Source organism: Terrabacter sp. Soil811, from assembly GCF_001429655.1.
Lineage (GTDB): Bacteria > Actinomycetota > Actinomycetes > Actinomycetales > Dermatophilaceae > Terrabacter.
Genome location: NZ_LMSX01000011.1, coordinates 155,306 through 175,209, shown reverse-complemented (window position 1 = coordinate 175,209; position 19,904 = coordinate 155,306). Strand labels below are relative to the sequence as shown.

At 72.1% G+C, this 19,904-nt stretch carries 17 protein-coding genes; 11 read left to right on the top strand and 6 right to left on the bottom strand.

The annotated features are described in order from the left end of the window. The first annotated feature begins 33 nt into the window (after positions 1–33). Both ASH01_RS23120 and ASH01_RS19855 read left to right on the top strand, forming a co-directional pair. Positions 34–189 carry a hypothetical protein gene (locus tag ASH01_RS23120; protein WP_020142601.1) on the top strand — a complete coding sequence of 52 codons (156 nt, stop codon included), beginning with the start codon at positions 34–36 and terminating at the stop codon, positions 187–189. Next, positions 186–1,256, top strand: coding sequence for a GNAT family N-acetyltransferase (locus tag ASH01_RS19855; protein ID WP_056780185.1), 1,071 nt, complete (start codon positions 186–188; stop codon positions 1,254–1,256). Before ASH01_RS23120 ends, ASH01_RS19855 begins: the two co-directional genes overlap by 4 nt. Positions 1,257–1,332: 76 nt before the next feature. Here the strand turns inward: ASH01_RS19855 and ASH01_RS19850 are convergent, their stop codons facing one another. Further along, entirely contained in the window at positions 1,333–3,036 is a 1,704-nt protein-coding gene (locus ASH01_RS19850) for a formate--tetrahydrofolate ligase (protein WP_056780182.1), read from the bottom strand. 116 nt (positions 3,037–3,152) lie between these two features. Beyond that, entirely contained in the window at positions 3,153–3,746 is a 594-nt protein-coding gene (locus ASH01_RS19845) for a TIGR03086 family metal-binding protein (protein WP_056780180.1), read from the bottom strand. 83 nt (positions 3,747–3,829) lie between these two features. Between ASH01_RS19845 and ASH01_RS19840 the strand changes: the two genes are divergently transcribed. The 4 genes from ASH01_RS19840 (at position 3,830) to rpsT (ending at position 8,370) form a co-directional block, all read left to right on the top strand. Next, a complete protein-coding gene (locus ASH01_RS19840; protein ID WP_056780177.1) occupies positions 3,830–4,504 on the top strand; it encodes a TetR family transcriptional regulator in 675 nt (224 codons plus the stop codon). A 108-nt stretch (positions 4,505–4,612) separates the two neighbouring features. After that, complete coding sequence (locus ASH01_RS19835) at positions 4,613–6,853, top strand: ATP-dependent DNA helicase (protein ID WP_056780175.1); 2,241 nt, start codon at positions 4,613–4,615, stop codon at positions 6,851–6,853. 70 nt (positions 6,854–6,923) lie between these two features. Beyond that, the gene (gene holA, locus ASH01_RS19830; RefSeq protein ID WP_056780172.1) at positions 6,924–7,883 is read left to right on the top strand and encodes a DNA polymerase III subunit delta; all 960 of its coding nucleotides are present in this window, start codon (positions 6,924–6,926) and stop codon (positions 7,881–7,883) included. A gap of 226 nt (positions 7,884–8,109) precedes the next feature. Beyond that, positions 8,110–8,370 (top strand): 30S ribosomal protein S20, encoded by a 261-nt coding sequence (gene rpsT / locus ASH01_RS19825; RefSeq protein WP_020142594.1) that lies wholly within the window; start codon positions 8,110–8,112, stop codon positions 8,368–8,370. Positions 8,371–8,430: 60 nt separating this feature from the next. On the opposite strand, the gene ASH01_RS19820 is transcribed toward rpsT, so the two are convergent. Further along, positions 8,431–8,976 (bottom strand): type II toxin-antitoxin system PemK/MazF family toxin, encoded by a 546-nt coding sequence (locus ASH01_RS19820; RefSeq protein ID WP_056780361.1) that lies wholly within the window; start codon positions 8,974–8,976, stop codon positions 8,431–8,433. A gap of 125 nt (positions 8,977–9,101) precedes the next feature. Here ASH01_RS19820 and ASH01_RS19815 point away from each other — a divergent pair, with 125 nt between their 5' ends. Then, entirely contained in the window at positions 9,102–10,340 is a 1,239-nt protein-coding gene (locus ASH01_RS19815) for an MFS transporter (RefSeq protein ID WP_082620035.1), read from the top strand. A 95-nt stretch (positions 10,341–10,435) separates the two neighbouring features. Here ASH01_RS19815 and ASH01_RS19810 read toward each other — a convergent pair whose 3' ends face one another. Next, positions 10,436–11,572 carry a M48 family metallopeptidase gene (locus ASH01_RS19810; RefSeq protein WP_235509680.1) on the bottom strand — a complete coding sequence of 379 codons (1,137 nt, stop codon included), beginning with the start codon at positions 11,570–11,572 and terminating at the stop codon, positions 10,436–10,438. Between the two features lie 199 nt (positions 11,573–11,771). On the opposite strand from ASH01_RS19810, the gene lepA reads away from it, so the two are divergent. Further along, positions 11,772–13,616, top strand: coding sequence for a translation elongation factor 4 (lepA, locus tag ASH01_RS19805; protein ID WP_056780165.1), 1,845 nt, complete (start codon positions 11,772–11,774; stop codon positions 13,614–13,616). Between the two features lie 62 nt (positions 13,617–13,678). Here the strand turns inward: lepA and ASH01_RS19800 are convergent, their stop codons facing one another. After that, positions 13,679–14,509, bottom strand: coding sequence for a tyrosine-protein phosphatase (locus ASH01_RS19800; protein WP_056780161.1), 831 nt, complete (start codon positions 14,507–14,509; stop codon positions 13,679–13,681). Between the two features lie 96 nt (positions 14,510–14,605). Here ASH01_RS19800 and ASH01_RS19795 point away from each other — a divergent pair, with 96 nt between their 5' ends. Together ASH01_RS19795 and ASH01_RS19790 are read left to right on the top strand one after the other, a co-directional pair. After that, positions 14,606–15,856 (top strand): MFS transporter, encoded by a 1,251-nt coding sequence (locus ASH01_RS19795; protein WP_162263909.1) that lies wholly within the window; start codon positions 14,606–14,608, stop codon positions 15,854–15,856. 66 nt (positions 15,857–15,922) lie between these two features. Next, positions 15,923–17,857 carry a glycosyltransferase family 61 protein gene (locus ASH01_RS19790; protein WP_156415680.1) on the top strand — a complete coding sequence of 645 codons (1,935 nt, stop codon included), beginning with the start codon at positions 15,923–15,925 and terminating at the stop codon, positions 17,855–17,857. Positions 17,858–17,863: 6 nt separating this feature from the next. Here the strand turns inward: ASH01_RS19790 and ASH01_RS19785 are convergent, their stop codons facing one another. Beyond that, positions 17,864–18,589 (bottom strand): peptidylprolyl isomerase, encoded by a 726-nt coding sequence (locus tag ASH01_RS19785; RefSeq protein WP_056780153.1) that lies wholly within the window; start codon positions 18,587–18,589, stop codon positions 17,864–17,866. Between the two features lie 62 nt (positions 18,590–18,651). Here ASH01_RS19785 and hemW point away from each other — a divergent pair, with 62 nt between their 5' ends. Then, positions 18,652–19,887, top strand: a complete 1,236-nt coding sequence (gene hemW / locus ASH01_RS19780) for a radical SAM family heme chaperone HemW (RefSeq protein WP_056780150.1) — start codon at positions 18,652–18,654, stop codon at positions 19,885–19,887. The last annotated feature ends 17 nt before the right edge of the window (positions 19,888–19,904 follow it).

Genomic DNA, 19,904 nt, shown 5'->3' with positions numbered 1-19,904 from the left:
CGGCCGTCGGGGGTGTCGGGGAGGATGAGGAGCATGGCCCTCGAGATCCCGTGCCCCTACTGCGGCACCCAGATGTATGCCGAGCAGGCGCACAACCGCTGCCCGAAGTGCCTCTACATCGAGCCCTGCTGCGACGGCGCGCCTCTGGCCGCCTGCGAGACGCGCGCGCCCGAGCGACAGGCGCCGTGACCGCTGCTGCCGACGACGGGGGAGCTTGGCTGACGACCGAGCGGCTCGTCCTGCGCCGTCCGCGGGCCGATGACCTCGACGACTACGTCCGCCTCCACAGCGACCCGCGCACGTATGCCCACTCGCCCTCGAGCATGCCGAGCCCCGAGCGGTGCCGTGAGCGTCTCGCGGACGACGTCGCCGACTGGGAGCGGGACGAGCTGGGGTATGCCGCCGTCGTCGACCGCGCGACCGGCGAGGTCATCGGGTGGGCGGGCTTGCGGCACAAGGACTCCGACGCCTCGAGCCTCAACCTCTACTACCGACTCGCGCACGACCGCCTGGGTGCAGGTCTCGGGCGGGAGATCTCGCGCGCGGTCGTCGCGTGGGGCGTCGAGCACCGCCCGGACGCGCTCGTGACGGCGATGGTCGACGCCGTCAATGCGGCGTCGATGCGCACGGCGGTGTCGGCGGGACTCGTCCAGGTCGGCACCCGGCGGATGAAGGGCGAGCCGGACAGCGAGCCGATGCCCTACTTCGAGGCGCCGAAGGTCGCGTCCGTGCCTCGAGAGGCGGTCGGCGCCGAGCTCCGGGAGGCCGTCGTGGACCTCTGGGTGCGCGTCAACGACGCCGGTGGCTCCGTCGGCTTCCTGCCCGGCGCGACCCGGCACGACGTGGCGGCCGCGCTCGACGGGCACCTCGACGACGTCCGGGCGCGGCGCTCGCTGCTCTGTGTGCTCAGGGATCCCGGCGGTTCCTTGCTCGGCATCGGCTTCTGGGAGCACTCGAGAGGCTTCCCCTACGACCACGTCGCCGGGCTGAAGCGGCTCATGGTCGACCCGGCCGCCCACGGGCGCAACCTCGGCCGCATCCTCCTCGGCGGCATGGTCGGCATCGCCCGACGCGAGCTGCCGTGGGTCGAGCTGCTGCGCCTCGACTACCGCGACGGCCTCGGTCTGGGGGAGTTCTACGAGCGGTCGGGCTGGACCGAGGTGGGCCGGGTGCCACGCGGGCTCCGCCTCACCGCCACCGACTACCGCGACGACGTCGCGATGGCCCGTCGCGTCGACGGCCTGCCCCTGGACTGACCGGTGACGAGCTCGGCCGAGCTCCGACGAGACGGTGCCGCGGCGGTCGGAGCGGTCGTGAGGAGGCCTACCGGGGTCAGGACAGGCCGGTGACGGAACCGTTCTCGTCGATGTCGATGCGTTCGGCGTTGGGGGAGGTCGGCAGGCCCGGCATGGTCCGCATGTCTCCGCAGATCGCGTAGACGTAGCCGGCCCCGACCGCTGCCCGGACCTCGCGCACCGGCATCCGCCACCCGCGTGGGGCTCCGCGCAGCGAGGGGTCGGACGAGATCGACAGGTGCGTCTTGGCGATGACCACGGGCAGCCCGCCGTAGCCGAGCCGTTCGTAGTCCTTGAGCGCCTTGGCCGCCGCCGGGCTGACGTCGATCCCGTCGGCGCCGTAGATCTGTGTGGCGATGGCCTCGATCTTCTGCTCGAGCGGCAGGTCGAGGGGATAGAGGAACTCGAAGCTCGTCGGCTCGTGCGCGGCCTCGATGACGACCTGGGCGAGCTCCAGCGCTCCCGCCCCGCCCTCGGCGACGTGACGGGTCACCGCTGAGCGGACCCCGAGGCTGTTGCAGAAGCGGCGGATGACGGCGTGCTCGGAGTCGTGGTCGTCGGGGAAGGCGTTGATCGCGATGACGGGCTGCACGCCGAAGCGACGCACGATCTCGACGTGCTTGCGAAGGTTGGCCAACCCGGCCTCGACGTCCTTGGGACTCTCCTTGAGCAGGCCCGCGGGCAGGGGCTTTCCGGCCTTGACGGCATACCTCCCCGAATGGGTCTTGAGCGCGCGGACCGTCGCCACGATCACGGCGACGTCGGGCCTGAGCCCGCTGACCCGGCACTTGACGTCGAAGAAGCGCTCGGCTCCCATGTCGGCCCCGAAGCCGGCCTCGGTGATGGCGTAGTCGCTGCCGCGCATGGCGATGAGGTCGGCCGTGACGGACGACGTGCCCGTCGCGATGTTGCCGAACGGCCCGCAGTGGATGATGGCCGGCCCGCCCTCGAGCGTCTGGAGCAGGTTGGGCTTGAGGGCGTCCGCGAGGATCGCCGTCATCGCTCCGGCGGCGTGCAGGTCCTCGGCGCTGACGCCCTTCCCCTCGGTCGTGTAGCCGACGACGATCCGGCCGAGGCGCTCGCGCAGGTCGCGCAGCGAGGTCGCGAGGGTGAGCAGCACCATGACCTCGCTCGCGGCCGTGATGTCGAACCCCGTCTCGCGGGCCACGCCGTCCTGACGTGCACCGAGCCCGATGACGACGCTGCGCAGGGCCCGGTCGTTGACGTCGAGCACCCGGCGCCACGTGATGTTGCGGACGTCGAGGCCGAGCGCGTTGCCGTGGTGCAGGTGGTTGTCGATCATCGCGGCGAGCAGGTTGTGGGCCGACGTGACGGCGTGGAAGTCACCCGTCAGGTGCAGGTTGAGCCGCTCCATGGGGACGACCTGGCTGTAGCCGCCGCCGGCCGCACCGCCCTTGATCCCGAACGTCGGACCCATCGAGGGCTGGCGCAGCGCGACGACGGCACGCTTGTCGAGCCGCTGCAGCGCCTGGGCGAGCCCGACGGAGGTCGTCGTCTTGCCCTCGCCGAGCGGCGTCGGCGTGATCGCGGTGACGACGACGTACTTCGCGTCGGGCTGGTGGGGTGGCTCGTCGAGGACGGCGAGGTCGATCTTCGCGACGTCACGCCCCCACGGCTCGAGGTGGTCGGACGTGACGCCGAGGTCGGCGGCGACGTCGGCGAGCGGACGCAGGGTCGCCGCGTTCGCGATGTCGAGGTCGGTGGGCAGGGGTGCGCTCATACCTCGATACAACCCCCGGACCTGCCTCGGCACAACGAGATCGGCGCAGTCGGTGGCGTGACGTCCGTCCCAGGCCGGCACGTCCGGACGGACGGTCGGAGACGGACGGCTGCGGCTCAGCGCGTCGGGGACCAGCTGGGGTCTCGTCCGAGGTAGCGCAGCAGCCGGTCGACGGCATCACCCTGGACGCCGGGCAGTGCTGCGGCATAGGCGAATCCGCGCAGGGGCTCGACGATCTCGACAGCCACGGCGTACAGCTGCGCGGCGAGCCCGGCGTCCATGGGGGACGGCTGGCCGGTCGCGACCGCGATGTCCCAGGCGTGCACCGCTGCGTCCAGCGCGGCCGCGCCCACGGCGACCGGAGCGACCAGCCGTGCCTGCGGGAGCGGCACGGCGACCGCGGGGTCGTCCGCGCCGACGCGCGAGAAGGCAAGGCGGGATGCCCTGAGCGGCGGGTCGAGCAGCTCGAGCGCGCTCGTCTCCAGCGTGCCCGTGGGGGAGAAGGGGTCGTATGCCGGGAAGTCGCCCTCGCCGAGCAACGCGGCGTAGGCCTGCTGGTCGCCGGCTGCGTGCTGGAGCACCTGCGCCACGGTCCAGTCGGAGCACGGGGTGGGGCCGTCCCACTCGTCGGTGCGCACCGCGGTCACGGTGTCGCGCAGGGCCGCGTGCGCCGCGTCGAGGATCGTCCAGGCGGTCTGCGTCGTGTCCATCGGGGTGCCTCTCTATCGGAATGGTTCGTTCCGTATAGACATTAACGGAATGGTGCGTTCCGTTCAAGTGGTACGGTCGGTCCATGCCGAGCCGCACGCCAGGGGAGCCCGACGCCGACGACGCGCGGGACCGCCCGCGACGCGGTCGCCAGGCGGAGGCGGCGCGCAACGACGCTGCCATCGTCGAGGCGGCGCGGGAGGTGCTGCTGCGCGATCCGGAGGCCTCGATGGCCGCGGTCGCGCAGGCGGCCGGAGTCGGTGTCGGTGGTCTCTACCGTCGCTATGCCGGCCGGGACGAGCTGCTGCAGCGGGTGTGCGGCGACGGGCTACGCCGTTTCGTCGAGCTGGCCGAGCGGGCGCTCGCCGACGACCGTGACGCGTGGTCAGCCTTCGAGGCCTTCCTCGCCGACGTGGTCGAGGCCGACGTCCACGCCCTGACCGTCCGGCTGGCCGGCACGTTCCGGTCGACGGTCGAGCTGCGCGACCTCGCCGTCCGCGGCGGCGACCTCGTCGACACTCTCGTGCAGCGGGCGCAGGCCACCGGTCGCCTGCGCAGCGACGTCGAGGCAGCTGACGTCCCCATGCTGCTCGAGCAGCTGACCGCCGTACGCGTCGACGACCCCGAGCGGACCGTCGCCCTCCGGCGCCGCTACCTCGGCCTGCAGCTCGACGCCTTGTGCACGCCAGAGCCCTCGACGCTCGACGCCACCGCGCCGACGGGCACCGAGCTCGGCGAACGCTGGGCACGGAGTCACTGAGCCTCCGAGCCTCCGAGCCACAGCCCCTGCGCGCGGACCGGACCGCGGGTCACGCGACGCGGGGGACGGGTGGCACGGCGAGTCGGCCCTGCGGCATACGCTGATCCAATGCCTCAGCGACCCGCGCTCGACGACCTCCTCCACGCAGCGGTGTCGGGGGTCGGCGGTGCCGAGCGCCCCGGGCAGGTCGAGATGGCCAAGGCCGTCGCTCACGCCATCGACGGCGGCGAGCACCTGCTCGTGCAGGCCGGGACCGGCACCGGCAAGTCGCTCGCCTACCTCGTGCCCGCCGTCGCGCACGCCTTCGAGGCGGGCAAGCCGGCAGTCGTCGCGACCGCGACCCTGGCGCTGCAGGCACAGATCGTCGACCGCGACATGCCGCGGGTCGCCGATGCGCTCGCGCCCGTGCTCGGGCGACGACCGACCTACGCCCTCGTCAAGGGGCGGCGCAACTACGTGTGCCTCAACAAGCTCGAGGGTGGCTTCCCCGACGACGAGGACGGACTGCTGTCGGTCGGGCAGGTCGACGCCGCCGTCGGCCGTCTCGGCCAGGAGGTCGTCCGGCTGCGCGAGTGGGCGAGCACGACCGACTCCGGTGACCGCGACGAGCTCGTGCCCGGCGTCTCGGAGCGCGCGTGGCGGCAGGTCTCGGTGTCGGCGCACGAGTGCATGGGTGGCAAGTGCCCGCTCGTCGCCGAGTGCTTCGTCGAGCGCGCCCGCGAGGCCGCCAAGGACGTCGACGTCATCGTCACCAACCACTCCTTCATGGCCATCGACTCCTTCGAGGGCCGGCAGATGCTGCCCGAGCACGACGTGCTCGTCGTCGACGAGGCCCACGAGCTCGTCGACCGCGTCACGGCGACGATCACCGACGAGCTGACCGGCACCATGGTCATGACGGCTGCGAAGAAGGCCGGTCGCATGTCCGACAACACCGCCGCCATGGACGAGGCGGGGGAGATGCTCGCCCAGGCGCTCGAGCCGCTCGAGGAGGGGCGGATGCTCGGCATCCCCGACTCCGTCGGCCTCGCGCTCGCCCGGGTGCGTGACACGGCCCGCACCGTCCAGAGCGACCTCAAGCCACCGCCCGGCCAGGAGGCCGACGGCGCCCGCCAGGTGGCCCGTGCCGCCGTGGACGAGATCCACGAGAACGCCGAGCGGATCCTCGAGGAGCGCGAGCTCGACGTCGTCTGGCTCAATCGCGACCAGCGCCGCGGGCCGGTCCTGCGCGTCGCGCCGATGAGCGTCGCGATGCTCGTGCGCGACAAGGTCTTCGAGGCGCGCACCGTCGTCCTCACGTCCGCGACGCTCGAGCTCGGCGGCACGTTCGACGCGGTGGCCGGCACGATCGGGCTGCGCGGCGAGGGCGCTCCCACGTGGCAGGGCCTCGACGTCGGCAGCCCCTTCGACTACCCGAAGCAGGCCATCGCCTACGTCGCCGCCCACCTGCCGCCGCCCGGCCGTGACGGCGCCGGCGACGACACGCTGGACGAGATCGAGGAGCTCGTGCGTGCTGCCGGAGGCCGCACCCTCGGTCTCTTCTCGTCGATGCGGGCGGCCCAGACGGCCGCCGAGGTCATGCGCGCGCGGTTCGGCGACGACATCCCGGTCCTCTGCCAGGGCGAGGACCAGATCACGACCCTCGTGCGCCAGTTCGCGCGCGACCCTCGCACCTGTCTCTTCGGCACGCTCACCCTGTGGCAGGGCGTCGACGTGCCGGGCTCGTCGTGCCAGCTCGTCATCATCGACCGCATCCCGTTCCCGCGACCCGACGACCCGCTCGCCTCCGCCCGGTCGCAGGCGATCGCGCGGATGGGCGGCAACGGCTTCATGGCCGTCTCGGCGACCCACGCCGCGCTGCGCCTGGCCCAGGGCGCCGGACGTCTCGTGCGCCGTGCCGACGACCGCGGCGTCGTGGCCTTCCTCGACTCCCGGATGATGACGGCGAGGTATGCCGGCTTCCTCCAGCGTTCGCTGCCCCCCTTCTACCCGACGACCGACAGGAAGATGGTGCTCTCCGCGCTGGCCCGGCTCGACGCCATGGCGCCGCCGCCCGTCGCCGTCGAGGAGCCGGCCCTGCGGTCGCTCACCGGGGCCCGGTCCGACGCCGACGGCACGGAGCACCCGAGGCCGGTCGCGGTGGCCCCGCCGGCTCCGGTCTCCTCGCGCAGCGCGGTGACGTCCGGGCACGCGTGGACCGACGAGCAGGACGAGGAGCTGCGCGACGCAGCAGAGACCGGCATGCAGCTCGACGAGCTCGTCGACCACTTCGAGCTGCCCGAGGAGACGATCGCCGCTCGCGTCGAGCAGCTCGGGCTGACCATCGCGTCGGGCGCCCTCTTCGACTGACACGCGTCAGCGGGCTTGCCGGGATCCCGGGCGTCCCGCGGTGTCGCCGTCGCATGGCAGAGTTGCGGCCATGACCGACCCGGCCATCCTTCCCTTCGTGCTCGTGACCGGCCCCGAGGGCGTCCTCGTCGAGCGGGCCGTCGCCGGCGTCCTCGCCGGCGCCAAGGAGGCCGACGTCGAGGTCATCCGCATCGAGGCCGCGACCTACGAGTCCGGCGCCCTCCAGATGCACGCCAGCCCCTCGCTCTTCGGCGGCGCCAAGACGATCGTCGTGCGCGACCTCCATGAGTCGCCCGACGAGCTCCAGCTCGACCTGCTCGCGCTCCTCGCGGCGCCCGACCCCGACGTCGGCCTCGTCGTCGCGCACGGGGGAGGGATGAAGGGCAAGAAGGTCCTCGACACGATGAAGAAGGCCGGGGCCCGCGTCATCGAGTGCCCGGCCATCAAGACCGACCGCGACAAGACCGACTTCGTCATGAAGGAGTTCTCAGCGGCCCGGCGCAAGATCACGAGCGAGGGCGTGCGGGCCCTCATCGAGGCCGTGGGCAAGGACGTCCGCGAGCTCGCCGCGGCCTGCTCCCAGCTCGTCTCCGACACCGAGGGCACGATCGACGACGCCGTCGTCGACACCTACCACGGGGGCAAGGTCGAGGCCACGGGCTTCCGGGTCGCCGACGCGACGATCGCCGGGCAGTCCGGCGAGGCGCTGCGCCTGCTCCGACACGCCATCGCCACCGGGGTCGACCCGGTCCCGATCGTCGCCGTCATCGCCTCGCAGCTGCGTCAGCTCATCAAGGTCGGCGCGGCCGGCCGGGGCAGCTCGGCCCAGCTCGCCAAGAGCCTCGGCATGGCCCCGTGGCAGATCGACAAGGCCCGCCGCGCCGTCGGCCACTGGACCGCGGACGGGCTCGCCGTCGCCGTGCAGGCGGTGGCAGCCGCGGACTTCGAGGTCAAGGGCGGCGGCCGCGACCCCGTGTACGCCGTCGAGCGGGCGATCCTGACCATCTCCCGGGCGCGAGCGGCCCGCTGAGGTCGAGCTCACCGGACGACCGCGCGGACCGCGCCGGACGGCATACCTCCGGTTTGGTCGAGCGCCCCGCCCGCTGGTAACTTTGACCCTTGCGTGCGCGCTCAGGTCGTGCGCGCATGCATGCACCATCCAGAGCCGCTCACGCAGGGTGTCCCCACGCCCGGTCCCGAGCAGCTTTGCCGCCCTCTAACGGCAACCATCCGACCGAACGAAAGAAACCATCAACGTGGCAAACATCAAGTCGCAGCTCAAGCGCATCAAGACGAACGCGACGCGCACCGAGCGCAACAAGGCCGTCAAGAGCGAGCTTCGCACGTGGGTCCGCAAGGTCCGCGAGGCCACGGCCTCCGGCGACAAGGACGCTGCTGCCGAGGCCCTCAAGACCGCCTCGAAGAAGCTCGACAAGGCTGTCAGCAAGGGTGTCATCCACCAGAACCAGGCTGCCAACAAGAAGTCGGCGCTGGCGAAGAAGGTCGCGTCGCTCTGACGCACCACCCTCTCGTCTGAACGGGCCCGTCACCTCGTGGTGGCGGGCCCGATCTGCGTCTCAGCCGTGGTGGGCGCGCGCAGCGGCCACGACCTCGTCGTAGCGGTCGCGGGGGAGCACGGCACCCTCGCGGCGCACGCCGTCGGGGTCGACCCGGACGAGCCGGTTGACCCGGACCTCGCTCGGGCGCCCTCGGCCGTCCCACGCGCCGGTGCCGACGTCGACCCACTCGCGGCCCGAGCGTCGTTCCTGCTGCTCGTCGCGGTCGTGGTCCTTGCTCGTCAGGGGCAGTGCGACGAGCCAGTCGCCCTCGCGCCCGATGACGAGCACCGGCCGGTCCTTGCCCTGCCTGTGGTCCTCCTCGTAGGGCACCCAGGTCCAGACGATCTCGCCGGGATCGGGGCGGCCGTCCGGTCGCGGCGCATACGTGGTGTCCGGCAAGGTCGTCGCGTCGCCGGGGTAGGGCCTCGCGGTGGCGGACGGAGTCGAGGTGGCAGCCGGACGCTGCGGCGCGCTGGGCGCGGACGAACGGGTGCGCGTCGTTGAGGGCGAGGCTCGCACGAGGCCGCGCAGGCGACCGACCAGGCGTTCGAAGGTGCTGGGCATGGGAATCACCGTAGCCGCGGCACCGTTACCGTTGGGGTCCGAGACCGGGTCGACGGCGATCCGCACCACTCATGCCCGCCGCCACCATCGTGGATGCCGACGAACGACCGAACCCGGAGAGCCCTGTGAGTCCCGCAGCACGCCGCACGACCCTCGCCATCCTCGCCATCGCCGTCGGTGGGTTCGCCATCGGCACGACGGAGTTCGTGACGATGGGCCTGCTGCCGCAGATCGCCGACGGGACGGGGGTCGGCATCGCCACCGCCGGTCACTACGTCTCCGCCTACGCCCTCGGCGTCGTGGTCGGTGCGCCGCTCATCGCCATCGCGTTCGCCAAGGCGCCGCGCAAGGGTCTGCTCATGGGGCTCATGGCCTTCTTCGCCGTCGCGCACCTTGCCGTCCTCGCGGCGAACACGTACCCGACGGTCATGGCTGCCCGCTTCCTCGCGGGTATGCCGCACGGTGCCTTCTTCGGCATCGGCTCGGTCGTCGCCGCGTCCCTCGTGTCGCACCGGCGCCGCACGGCGGCCGTCGCCGCCATCCTCGGTGGCCTCGGTGTCGCCAACGTCGTCGGCGTGCCGCTCGCGACCCTGCTCGGGCAGCGCTTCTCGTGGCACCTGCCCTACGTCCTCGTCGGCGTCATCGCCGCCCTCACCGTCGCGGCCATCGCGGTCTTCCTGCCGCACCAGCCGCCGAGCGGTGAGGAGTCGATGCGGGCCGAGATGCAGGCGCTGCGCCGGCCTCAGGTCTGGCTCGCGCTCCTCATCGGCGTCGTCGGCTTCGGCGGCATGTTCGCGATGTACTCCTTCATCACCCCGACCATGACCGAGCTCGCCGGGCTCGACGAGCGCTACATCCCGTGGGTCCTCGCGGCCTACGGCGTCGGCATGGTCGTCGGCATGGTGCTCGCCGGCCGGGTCGCCAACCGGGTCGGCGTGCTCAAGGGGATCATCGGGGCGCTCGCGGCCATCGCCGTGCTCCTCGCCCTCTTCGGGTGGGCCGCCCAGATCCTCTGGCTCGCGGTCGTCATGGTCTTCGTCCTGGGTCTGCTGCCCTCGATCGTCGTGCCGCTGCTCCAGACGCGCCTCATGGACGTCGCGCACGAGGGGCAGTCGCTCGCGGCCGCGCTCAACCACTCGACGCTCAACACCGCGAACGCCCTCGGCGCCTGGCTCGGCTCGATCGTACTCGCGGCGGGCTGGGGCTACGGCGCGCCGAGCCTCGTCGGTGCCGGTCTCGCCGTGCTCGGTGTCGGCGTGGCGGTGCTGTCAGCGGTGCTCGAGCGCCGCGCGAGTGCTGCTGCCACCGGCTCCGGGCGTCAGGTCGAGCACGCTGCCGCCGTGTCGGCCACGACGAACGCCTGACGGCGGGACGGGGCGCTCACTCGACTGGGACGGTGCGCTCACTCGACTGGGGCGAAGCGCCCAGCTCGACTGCGGCGGGGCGCTCGCCCGACGGGTCAGGGGCGCCAGCGGTCGTCGTCACGGACCGGCTCCGGCTGGCCGGTCGGGTCGCGACGAGGTTCCGGGGCCGCGTCCGCGCCCTCAGTCACCACGGCGGGCACGGCATACGGCACGGCGCTGGACAGGGCACCCGACGCGGTGTTGGCCACGGCGTCGACGGGGACGCGATCGGCCACCTGCCGGGTGGACAGCACCTCGGCCAGCGGCGTCGGCGAGAAGCCGACCATGGCGGGCAGGGCGTAGGCGCCGGGCGCCGCGGGAGTGCCCCACAGCCACGGCTCCCTCGGGCGCCAGAGCAGCCGCCCCGGACGGCGTCGGTCGCGCAGGGCGTGCATGCGCCACAGCAGCACCGGGTGGCTCGCAGCGGCGTTGGTCACCCACACGAAGAAGCCGGGCTCGGTGACGGCGCGGTCGGCCATCGCGTCGACGTCGACCGACCGGCCGAGGTACTTGCCTCCGGCGAGCGTCGCCATCGCCGACCGGGCACCCTGCGGTGCGAGAGCGTGGCCGTAGTTGTCCGCGGTGTACTCCTGGGCCCGGCTCAGCGTCGACCCGACGAGCGGGATCCACTGGGAGGCGAACGTGCCGAGGATGCGCCAGTAGCTGACGTGACCCGCGGCGATGTGCCCGACCTCGTGGGCGATGACGAACCGGAGCGCGTCGGGCTCGCGTGCTGCTCCACCGACCTCGAGGAGGTCGCTGTTGACGAACACGAACCGTCGGAAGCCGTGGCCGGACGCCGCCGCGTTGATGACACCGTTGCCGAGCACGACGTACGCGTCGGGCACGTAGGAGAGGCCAGAGCGGCTCGCGGCGTCGACGAGCATCGCGTACGCCTCGGGGAACTGCTCGGGGGTCAGCTTGATGCCGGTGAGCCGCTGCTGCGCCCACAGCTGCCCGCGCGCGAACCAGACGAGCAGCGGGGCGAACACGAGCGCCAGCGCGTAGACGTCCGGCGTGCGCTGCTCGTCGATGGCGGCCGACACCTCTGCGAAGGCGGCCAGGAGCAGGAGCAGCGAGGCGATGATCGCGACGACGAGGGTCAGGATCTCCCGCGGGTGCCGCACGTGACGGCGCAGCGGCACGTGCGACCCGGGGGCCACGGGCAGGACCTGCATGGGTTGGGCGCGCATGGCCGCCATTGTGCGTCACCTCTCGGGTCGGTGGTCGGCGCGGGCCACGAGGGCGTGAGCGGCAGATCCCCAAAGCATGGGAGACTGTGGGGGCTGCGGGGGCACTCCGAGCGGCTCGATTGACTCGAGCGCCGCCCGCCCACCGACCAGCACCATCCCCGTCACCCTGACTCTGCGAGGTTCGTCCCACGTGTCGCCCATGGCCCGATCCGCGTTGGCACCCAACGCAACGCCGCCGGACCTGATCCGCAACTTCTGCATCATCGCGCACATCGACCACGGCAAGTCCACGCTGGCCGACCGCATGCTGCAGCTGACCGGCGTCGTCGACGCGCGCGCGATGCGCGCGCAGTACCTCGACCGGATGGACATCGAGCGCGAGCGCGGCATCACGATCAAGAGCCAGGCCGTGCGCATGCCGTGGGAGCTCGACGGCACGACGTACGCCCTCAACATGATCGACACCCCGGGGCACGTCGACTTCACCTACGAGGTGTCCCGGTCGCTGGCCGCCTGCGAGGGTGCGGTGCTCCTCGTGGACGCCGCCCAGGGCATCGAGGCACAGACCCTCGCGAACCTCTACCTCGCGATGGAGAACGACCTCTCGATCATCCCGGTCCTCAACAAGATCGACCTGCCGGCGGCCCAGCCAGAGAAGTACGCCGAGGAGCTGGCCAAGCTCATCGGCTGCGAGCCCGAGGACTGCCTCAGGGTCTCGGGCAAGACCGGCGAGGGCGTCGAGCCACTCCTCGACAAGATCGTCCGCACGCTGCCTGCCCCCGTCGGCGACCCCGACGCCCCGGCGCGCGCCATGATCTTCGACTCGGTCTACGACACCTACCGCGGTGTCGTGACCTACGTCCGCGTCGTCGACGGCAACCTCAGCCCGCGCGAGAAGATCGTCATGATGTCGACCCGGGCGACCCACGAGCTGCTCGAGATCGGCGTCATCAGCCCCGAGCCGGTGCCCGGCAAGGGTCTCGGCGTCGGCGAGGTCGGCTACCTCATCACCGGCGTCAAGGACGTGCGACAGTCGCGCGTCGGCGACACGGTGACCAACGCGAGCAAGCCGGCCTCCAAGGACCTCGGCGGCTACCGCGACCCGAAGCCGATGGTCTTCTCGGGTCTGTATCCCATCGATGGCTCGGACTATCCCGACCTGCGCGACGCCCTCGACAAGCTCAAGCTCAACGACGCCGCGCTCGTCTACGAGCCCGAGACGTCGGCGGCTCTCGGGTTCGGCTTCCGCGTCGGCTTCCTCGGCCTGCTGCACCTCGAGATCGTCCGCGAGCGGCTCGAGCGCGAGTTCGACCTCGACCTCATCTCGACCCAGCCCAACGTCGTCTACGACGTCACGATGGACGACGGCAAGGCCGTGCACGTGACCAACCCGAGCGAGTACCCCGACGGCAAGATCCGCGAGGTGAGCGAGCCGGTCGTGCGCGCCACGATCCTCGCGCCGTCGGAGTTCGTCGGCGCGATCATGGAGCTGTGCCAGCAGAAGCGCGGCAACCTGCGCGGCATGGACTACCTCTCCGAGGACCGCGTCGAGATGCGCTACACGCTGCCGCTCGCCGAGATCGTCTTCGACTTCTTCGACCAGCTGAAGTCGCGCACCCGCGGCTACGCCTCGCTCGACTACGAGCCCGACGGCGAGCAGGTCGCCGACCTCGTCAAGGTCGAGATCCTGCTCCAGGGCGAGACCGTCGACGCCTTCTCGGCCATCGTCCACAAGGACAAGGCCTACGCCTACGGCGTCATGATGGCGAGCAAGCTCAAGGACCTCATTCCCCGCCAGCAGTTCGAGGTCCCGATCCAGGCCGCCATCGGCTCGCGGATCATCGCCCGCGAGAACATCCGCGCCATCCGCAAGGACGTGCTCGCCAAGTGCTACGGCGGCGACATCAGCCGCAAGCGCAAGCTCCTCGAGAAGCAGAAGGAGGGCAAGAAGCGCATGAAGATGGTCGGACGGGTCGAGGTGCCGCAGGAGGCCTTCGTCGCTGCGCTGTCGAGCGACGGCGACAAGGGCGACAAGAAGAAGTAGCCACAGCCGCAGCCTCTGTGGTGCCGTCGGGCTGTCGCCCCAACGCCATGGGCCGTGGCGGCTCAGGCCTCGAGGAGCTTGCGGCGCAGGCGCTCCGTGTCGGCCGCCGTCCAGCCCTGGGAGTCGAGCCAGCCCAGCGGGCCGCCGTAGCGCTCGTCGAGCGTGGCGAGCAGCAGGCGCATCGTGTCGGTGGTCGGCGACTGCTGCGCCACCGTCTTGTCCTTGAGGTTCGCGGCGTACGCCTCCTTGGCGCGCAGCCGGTCCATGATCGCGGCGACGCGCTCGGCCGACGCCGCGTAGTCGGCCACGACGAGGTCGTCGGGCACGCCCACGACCTTGAGCGCGAGTCCCACGACCGTGCCGGTGCGGTCCTTGCCGGCGGCGCAGTGCACGATGGCCGCGCCCTGGCTGGAGGCGATGGCATGCAGCGCCGCGACCACCGAGTCGGGGCGGCTCGCGAGGTAGCTGAGGTAGTGCTCCGACCAGAACTGGTCGTGGCTCGGGCGGTGGCCGCCGTTGCGCTCGGCGGCGTCGGCCGCCGCGGCGTCGCGGCGCTCGTCGGTCTCCCAGGGGAGAGCGCGCTCCGCGGCCGGGATGCCCGACTCGGTCGTGTCCTCGCGGTAGAGCGTGTGGTGGTGGTGTCGTATGCCGTCCAGCGCGCGGAGCGGGCCGTCGCCCTCCTTGGCGACCTCGACGTCGGTGCGCAGGTCCACGACGTCACTGACGCCGTAGCGGTTGACGAGGGCGTCGACGGAGCCGGGGGTGAGGTCCTGGAGGTTGTCGGAGCGCAGCAGCCGGCGCGGTCGGACGGTGTCGCCACCGGCTGTCACCATGCCTCCCAGGTCACGCATGTTGACGACGCCGTCGAGCTCGATCCAGTTGGGGCGGTACACCCCAGCACCATATGCGACGGTCGATAACGACTTGCACCGATGTGCCCACCGCCAGATATCTTGACGTCGAGAGAAATGTGGGACGAGGAGAGTGTCATGACGTCGACGACGACCCAACCGCTGACCCGGCGGGGCATCCCGGTGGACCGCGACCTGCGCATCCTCGCGCTGGGGTCGTTCGCCAACCGGTTCGGCGCCGGCGCCGTCCTCACGACGAGCGCCCTCTACTTCACCCGCCAGGTCGGCTTCAGCGCCACCGAGGTGGCGCTCGCGATGTCGGTGTCGGCGGTGGTCGGCATCGTCGTCCAGGTGCCGGCCGGGCACCTCGGCGACACGCGCGGCCCGCGCCGGGTGCTCACGGCGTTCATGGTCGGCGCGGCCGTCTTCAGCGCGCCGCCGGTCCTGGCCACGACCCCGTGGATGCTGGCGCTGCTGCTCGGCGTCCTCGCGTTCTTCGAACGGGGTGCGGGCGCGGTCAACCAGGGCGTCATCGCCCAGCTCGCCACCGGTGGTCGGGGAGTGCTCTTCAAGGCCTACCTCCGGGCCGTCACGAACACGGCGCTCGGCCTAGGGTCGGTCTTCGGTGGTGCGGCGCTCATCATCGACGAGCGGTGGGCCTACGTCACCGTCTTCGTCCTCAACGCCGTCTTCACGGGGTTCGCCGCCTGGAACTCGACGCGGCTGCCCGACATCGCCCCGCACGCGCGTGCCGTCGGCGAGCCGCGGCTCGCGGTCATCCGCGACTGGCCCTACGTCGTCATCACCGTCATCACCGGGCTCTTCTCCCTCCACTTCTTCGTCATGGAGCTCGGCCTCGCGCTCTACGTCTCGGCCCACACGGCCGCGCCCACGGTCATGGTGGCCGTCCTGCTCGTCATCAACACCGCAGCCGTCGCGCTCTTCCAGGTCCGGCTGTCACGTCGCGCCGACTCCGTCGTGGCCGGCGCCCGGGCGCTCGTGCGTGGGGCGTGGTGGATCGCCGGAGGCTTCGCGATCGTCGCCCTCGCCGACAGGGGGTCGACGTGGCTCGCCGTCGCCGCCCTGGTCGCCGGCTCCCTCGTGCACGTCGTCGGCGAGATGATCGGCTCGGGTGGGCAGTGGGGACTGCAGATGGGCCTCGCGCCGCACGAGCGGCAGGGTCAGTACCAAGGCTTCGCCGGCCTCGGGTTCAGCGTCCTCGCGGTCGTTGCGCCGCCGGTCGTCACCTACCTCTGTGTCGACCTCGGCGAGACCGGCTGGCTGGTCCTCGCGGCCTCCATGGTCGTCATCGCGCTCGTGTCGGTGCCCGCGGCCCGCTGGGCGCTGGCCTCCCGGGGCCGCTACGGCGTCACGACGCACTCGGGCTGAGCGCGGCCTGTGAGCTCTCCGGCAACCGTCCCGTCCTGACCCTCCCGGTGGCGAGGGCGTGCTTGGATGTCCCCTGTGCCAGCCACGCGACCCACGGACGGTGATGCCGCCGACCCCGCCGTGGGGGAGCCGGCGGTGCACCCGGCGAGCGAGCTGGTCCGGCGCGCCGACCAGCAGCGGTGGGCCGACGTGCGGCCGCACCTCGCCGCCATGGAGGTCGTCGTCGACGCCCTGCAGGGGCGCACGGACGGCGCCGTGCTCGTCGTGGGCGGCCCTGACGCCGCACCGTGGTCGACCATCCTCGCGGGCCAGTGGCCGGGCCTGCGCGTGTCGACGGTGCAGCTGCCCGACGACGCCTCGACGACGCATGCGCGGCTCACCGTCGAAGGACCCTTCGACCTCGTCGTCGACGCGTCCGACGAGGACGGCAACGACCAGGCACTGCTCTTCCAGCGGGTCTTCATGCACCTGCGCCGGGGCGGCGAGTACGTCGCCCGCCGGCTCGTCCCGCACCCGGTCGAGGACTCCGCCGCCACTCCGGGCCCGGAGGCTCTGCTCCTGCAGCGTCTCTCCGCGTCGCTGACGGCATCGGACGGCGGCACCCGGATCGCGGTCGACGACGCCCTGCCCAATGAGAACCTGCCGCCCGAGGCTGCCTATGCCGGCGACCTGTGGGGCCTCGTGGCCGCAGCGCTGGAGGCGCGCACCCGCGACTTCCACGACGACCGGGTCGAGGCGCCTGCCTACCGGGACGTCGAGGGGCTCGGGCGCTCGCTCGAGCAGGTCCACGTCCACAGCAAGGTGCTCCGGGTCGTCAACGGCGTGCGCGTCGCCCCGAAGCTGCGCGAGGCGGAGGTCGACGCCGTCCTCGCAGGGCGGCCGGAGCTCGGGGAGCGGCTCGATGCCCTGCCGCCGGTGACGTGGACCGCGACGTGCGCCTACGACGTCAACCGGGAGGCCGACCCCTACATCCAGTCCCGCCTCGCCGTACCCGAGATGGTCCTGCGGCGCTACGACGCCCCGACGTGCTCGCGCGGGCAGATCGTGACGCGAGACGACATCCTCTTTCCCGAGACGTTCCGCCAGAGCTGGATGGAACGGATCGCCAACGTCTACGTCGTCGAGCGCGCGCCCCGGTTCGGGACGGTGCGGCGGGACATCAGCGCCCCCGACGAGCTGCCCGGTGCCTGGTTCCACCTCGACTCCGAGTGGCCGGGGCACTTCGGTCACCTCATGACCGAGCAGCTGAGCCGGATGTGGGCCTGGGAGCGGGTCCGCGAGCTCGAACCCGACGTCAAGGTGCTCCTGACGCTCCAGCACGACCGGGAGCCGGCCGTCCTCGCGCCCTTCGAGATCGACATCCTCGGTGCGTTCGGGATCACGCCCGACGACATCCACGTCTTCACGGCCCCCTGCCGACCCGAGCGGCTCTACACCTCGACGGGCATGTTCTCGCTGCCGCGCTTCGTCCACCCCTCCATGGCGGCCATCTGGGACCGCGTCGGGGACCACGTCGTCGCCTCGGCCGAAAAGCGCGAGCGCCCTCGCCGGATCTTCGTCTCCCGTCGGCCCTCCCTCAAGCGCTCGTGCCACAACGTCGCCGAGGTGGAGGCGTTCTTCGTCGATCGAGGCTTCGAGGTCGTCCACCCCGAGGACCACCCGCTCGCCGAGCAGGTGGCCCTCTTCCGCGCCGCCGGGACGATCGCAGGCTTCGCCGGCAGCGGCCTCTTCTCGCTGGCCTTCTGCCGGACGCCCAAGCGCGTCTTCGCGCTCGGACCCGATGCCTACACGGCCCGCAACGAGTACCTCATCTCGGCCCTGCGCGGTCACGACCTCACGGCGGTGCGCAGCCGGTCGGACCTCGAGCACCCCGAGGGCTCATGGACCCAGCAGGCGTTCGCGTCGAGCTTCACCTTCGACCTCGACGACGAGGGTCGCTTCCTCGCCGAGCGGCTCGACCGCGCAGACTCCCTCGGGCCGCTGTCCCGACGGCGCGGCTGAGGGCGTTCAACCGGCGTGCACTCCGACGGAGAGCACGCTGATCGAGGTGAAGGGGGGCCCGTCCGACCGGAAGTCCTCGCCGCCGAGCCCCGCGATGTGCTGCACGACCTCCTGCCCCGACGTGACCCTGCCGATGAGGGAGTAGACCGGTGCCCCGGCCGGCACCGTGAAGTCGCGGTGGACGACGAAGAACTCACCGGCGGTCCCGGGGAAGCCGTCCCCCCGGGCCAGCCCGACGTCGCCGACCCGGTAGGTCCGATCCGCGGGCACGTTCTCGAGAGGCAGGTCGTAGCCGGGCTCGGCCGTGCTGCGTCCTGACGGGTCACCGCACTGGAGAAAGGCGGTCGGCGCCGGGTCCGTGGTGAGCCGGTGGCAGACGCTGTCGGTCCAGTAGCCCGCCCGGGCCAGCGTGACGAACGATGCGACGCTCCTGGGGGCGCGCCTCCCGTCGAGGCGGAACGTCAGGTCGCCACACGTCGAGCGGACGTCGGCGATCCAGCTCGAGCCCGCTGCGACGGACGCGTCCGGAGCTGCCGTGAAGGTCGGGAACGCCGAGGGCGGTAGCGGGGGAGCCGTGCACGAGACCCCGTCCGCGGCGGGCGCGGATGCCGGCTCCCCGCCGCGCAGTGCGACGACGGCGACGTACAGCGCGACCGCCAGTGCGGCGACGACCAGCGTGACCGTCGCGAGGAACCGCACGTTCCTGCGTCGCGACGAGGGCGCCTCGGGCATGGGGGCAGCGTACGACCGGCGGAGTGGACGGGACATGCTTTCCGGACTGGGACAATGGACGTATGCCGCCCTCAGCCCTCCCCGACGGCGACCCCGCTCCCAGCACGGGTGAGCTGCCCGCCGCGGCCCTGGCCGACCTCCCGGGCACCGACCTCGGCATCTACGTGCACGTGCCGTTCTGCACGGTCCGCTGCGGCTACTGCGACTTCAACACCTACACGCTGACCGAGCTCGGCGGCCCGGGCGCGAGCATCGGCATCGACACGTACGCCGACGCCGCCCTGCGAGAGCTCGACCTCGCCCGTTCGGTCCTGGGCGACGAAGCGCCCGCGGTGTCAACGGTGTTCGTCGGTGGTGGCACTCCCACGATGCTGAGGTCCGCCGACCTCGTGACGGTGCTGGACGGCATACGCACGCGGTTCGGACTGGCCCCCGACGCGGAGGTCACGACCGAGGCCAACCCCGACTCCGTGACGCCCGACTCGCTCCGGGAGCTCGCCGAGGGCGGCTTCACGCGCGTCTCCGTCGGGATGCAGTCGGCGGTGCCCCACGTGCTCCGCACGCTCGAGCGCACCCACGACCCCGACAACGTCGCGCGAGCCGTCGCCGCCACGAAGGCGGCCGGGATGCAGGTCAGCGTCGATCTCATCTACGGCACGCCGGGGGAGTCGCACGAGGACTGGCGACGCAGCCTCGAGACCGCCGTCGCCCTCGAGCCCGACCACATCTCGGCCTACGCGCTCGTCGTCGAGGACGGCACCAAGCTCGCGGCCCAGGTGCGCCGCGGGCTCGTGCCCGCGCCGGAGGACGACGACGAGGCCGACAAGTACGAGCTCGCCGACGAGCTGCTCTCCGCCGCCGGGTTCGGGTGGTACGAGGTGAGCAACTGGGCGCGCTCGGAGCGGACCCGGTGCCGCCACAACGTCGCCTACTGGTCGGGGACGAACTGGTGGGGCGTCGGGCCGGGCGCCCACAGCCACGTGGGCGGCCTCCGCTGGTGGAACGTCAAGCACCCCAGTGCGTATGCCGCCCGGCTGGGTGCGGGGGAGTCGCCCGCCCAAGCGCGCGAGATGCTCACCGACGACCAGCGCTACGACGAGCGTGTGCTGCTCGGCACACGCCTCGTCGAGGGACTGCCGGTCTCCGATCTGCGAGGATCGGGTCGCACCGCCGTGGCCGGCCTCATCGCCGACGGACTGCTCGACGGCACGGCCGTCCTGCGGGACTCGCGTCTCGTCCTGACCCGGCGCGGGCGCCTGCTCGCGGACACGGTGGTGCACCGGCTCCTCGCCTCCTGAGGAGCCCTCGACGAGGA

Excerpts from the sequence above, each read along its gene's own strand:
- ASH01_RS23120 (WP_020142601.1), top strand. The coding sequence starts at position 34 with ATGGCCCTCGAGATCCCGTGCCCCTACTGCGGCACCCAGATGTATGCC.
- ASH01_RS19850 (WP_056780182.1), bottom strand. The coding sequence starts at position 3,036 with ATGAGCGCACCCCTGCCCACCGACCTCGACATCGCGAACGCGGCGACC.
- ASH01_RS19845 (WP_056780180.1), bottom strand. The coding sequence starts at position 3,746 with ATGGACACGACGCAGACCGCCTGGACGATCCTCGACGCGGCGCACGCG.
- ASH01_RS19840 (WP_056780177.1), top strand. The coding sequence starts at position 3,830 with ATGCCGAGCCGCACGCCAGGGGAGCCCGACGCCGACGACGCGCGGGAC.
- ASH01_RS19835 (WP_056780175.1), top strand. The coding sequence starts at position 4,613 with ATGCCTCAGCGACCCGCGCTCGACGACCTCCTCCACGCAGCGGTGTCG.
- holA (WP_056780172.1), top strand. The coding sequence starts at position 6,924 with ATGACCGACCCGGCCATCCTTCCCTTCGTGCTCGTGACCGGCCCCGAG.
- ASH01_RS19820 (WP_056780361.1), bottom strand. The coding sequence starts at position 8,976 with ATGCCCAGCACCTTCGAACGCCTGGTCGGTCGCCTGCGCGGCCTCGTG.
- ASH01_RS19810 (WP_235509680.1), bottom strand. The coding sequence starts at position 11,572 with ATGCGCGCCCAACCCATGCAGGTCCTGCCCGTGGCCCCCGGGTCGCAC.
- lepA (WP_056780165.1), top strand. The coding sequence starts at position 11,772 with ATGGCCCGATCCGCGTTGGCACCCAACGCAACGCCGCCGGACCTGATC.
- ASH01_RS19795 (WP_162263909.1), top strand. The coding sequence starts at position 14,606 with ATGACGTCGACGACGACCCAACCGCTGACCCGGCGGGGCATCCCGGTG.
- ASH01_RS19790 (WP_156415680.1), top strand. The coding sequence starts at position 15,923 with ATGTCCCCTGTGCCAGCCACGCGACCCACGGACGGTGATGCCGCCGAC.
- ASH01_RS19785 (WP_056780153.1), bottom strand. The coding sequence starts at position 18,589 with ATGCCCGAGGCGCCCTCGTCGCGACGCAGGAACGTGCGGTTCCTCGCG.
- hemW (WP_056780150.1), top strand. The coding sequence starts at position 18,652 with ATGCCGCCCTCAGCCCTCCCCGACGGCGACCCCGCTCCCAGCACGGGT.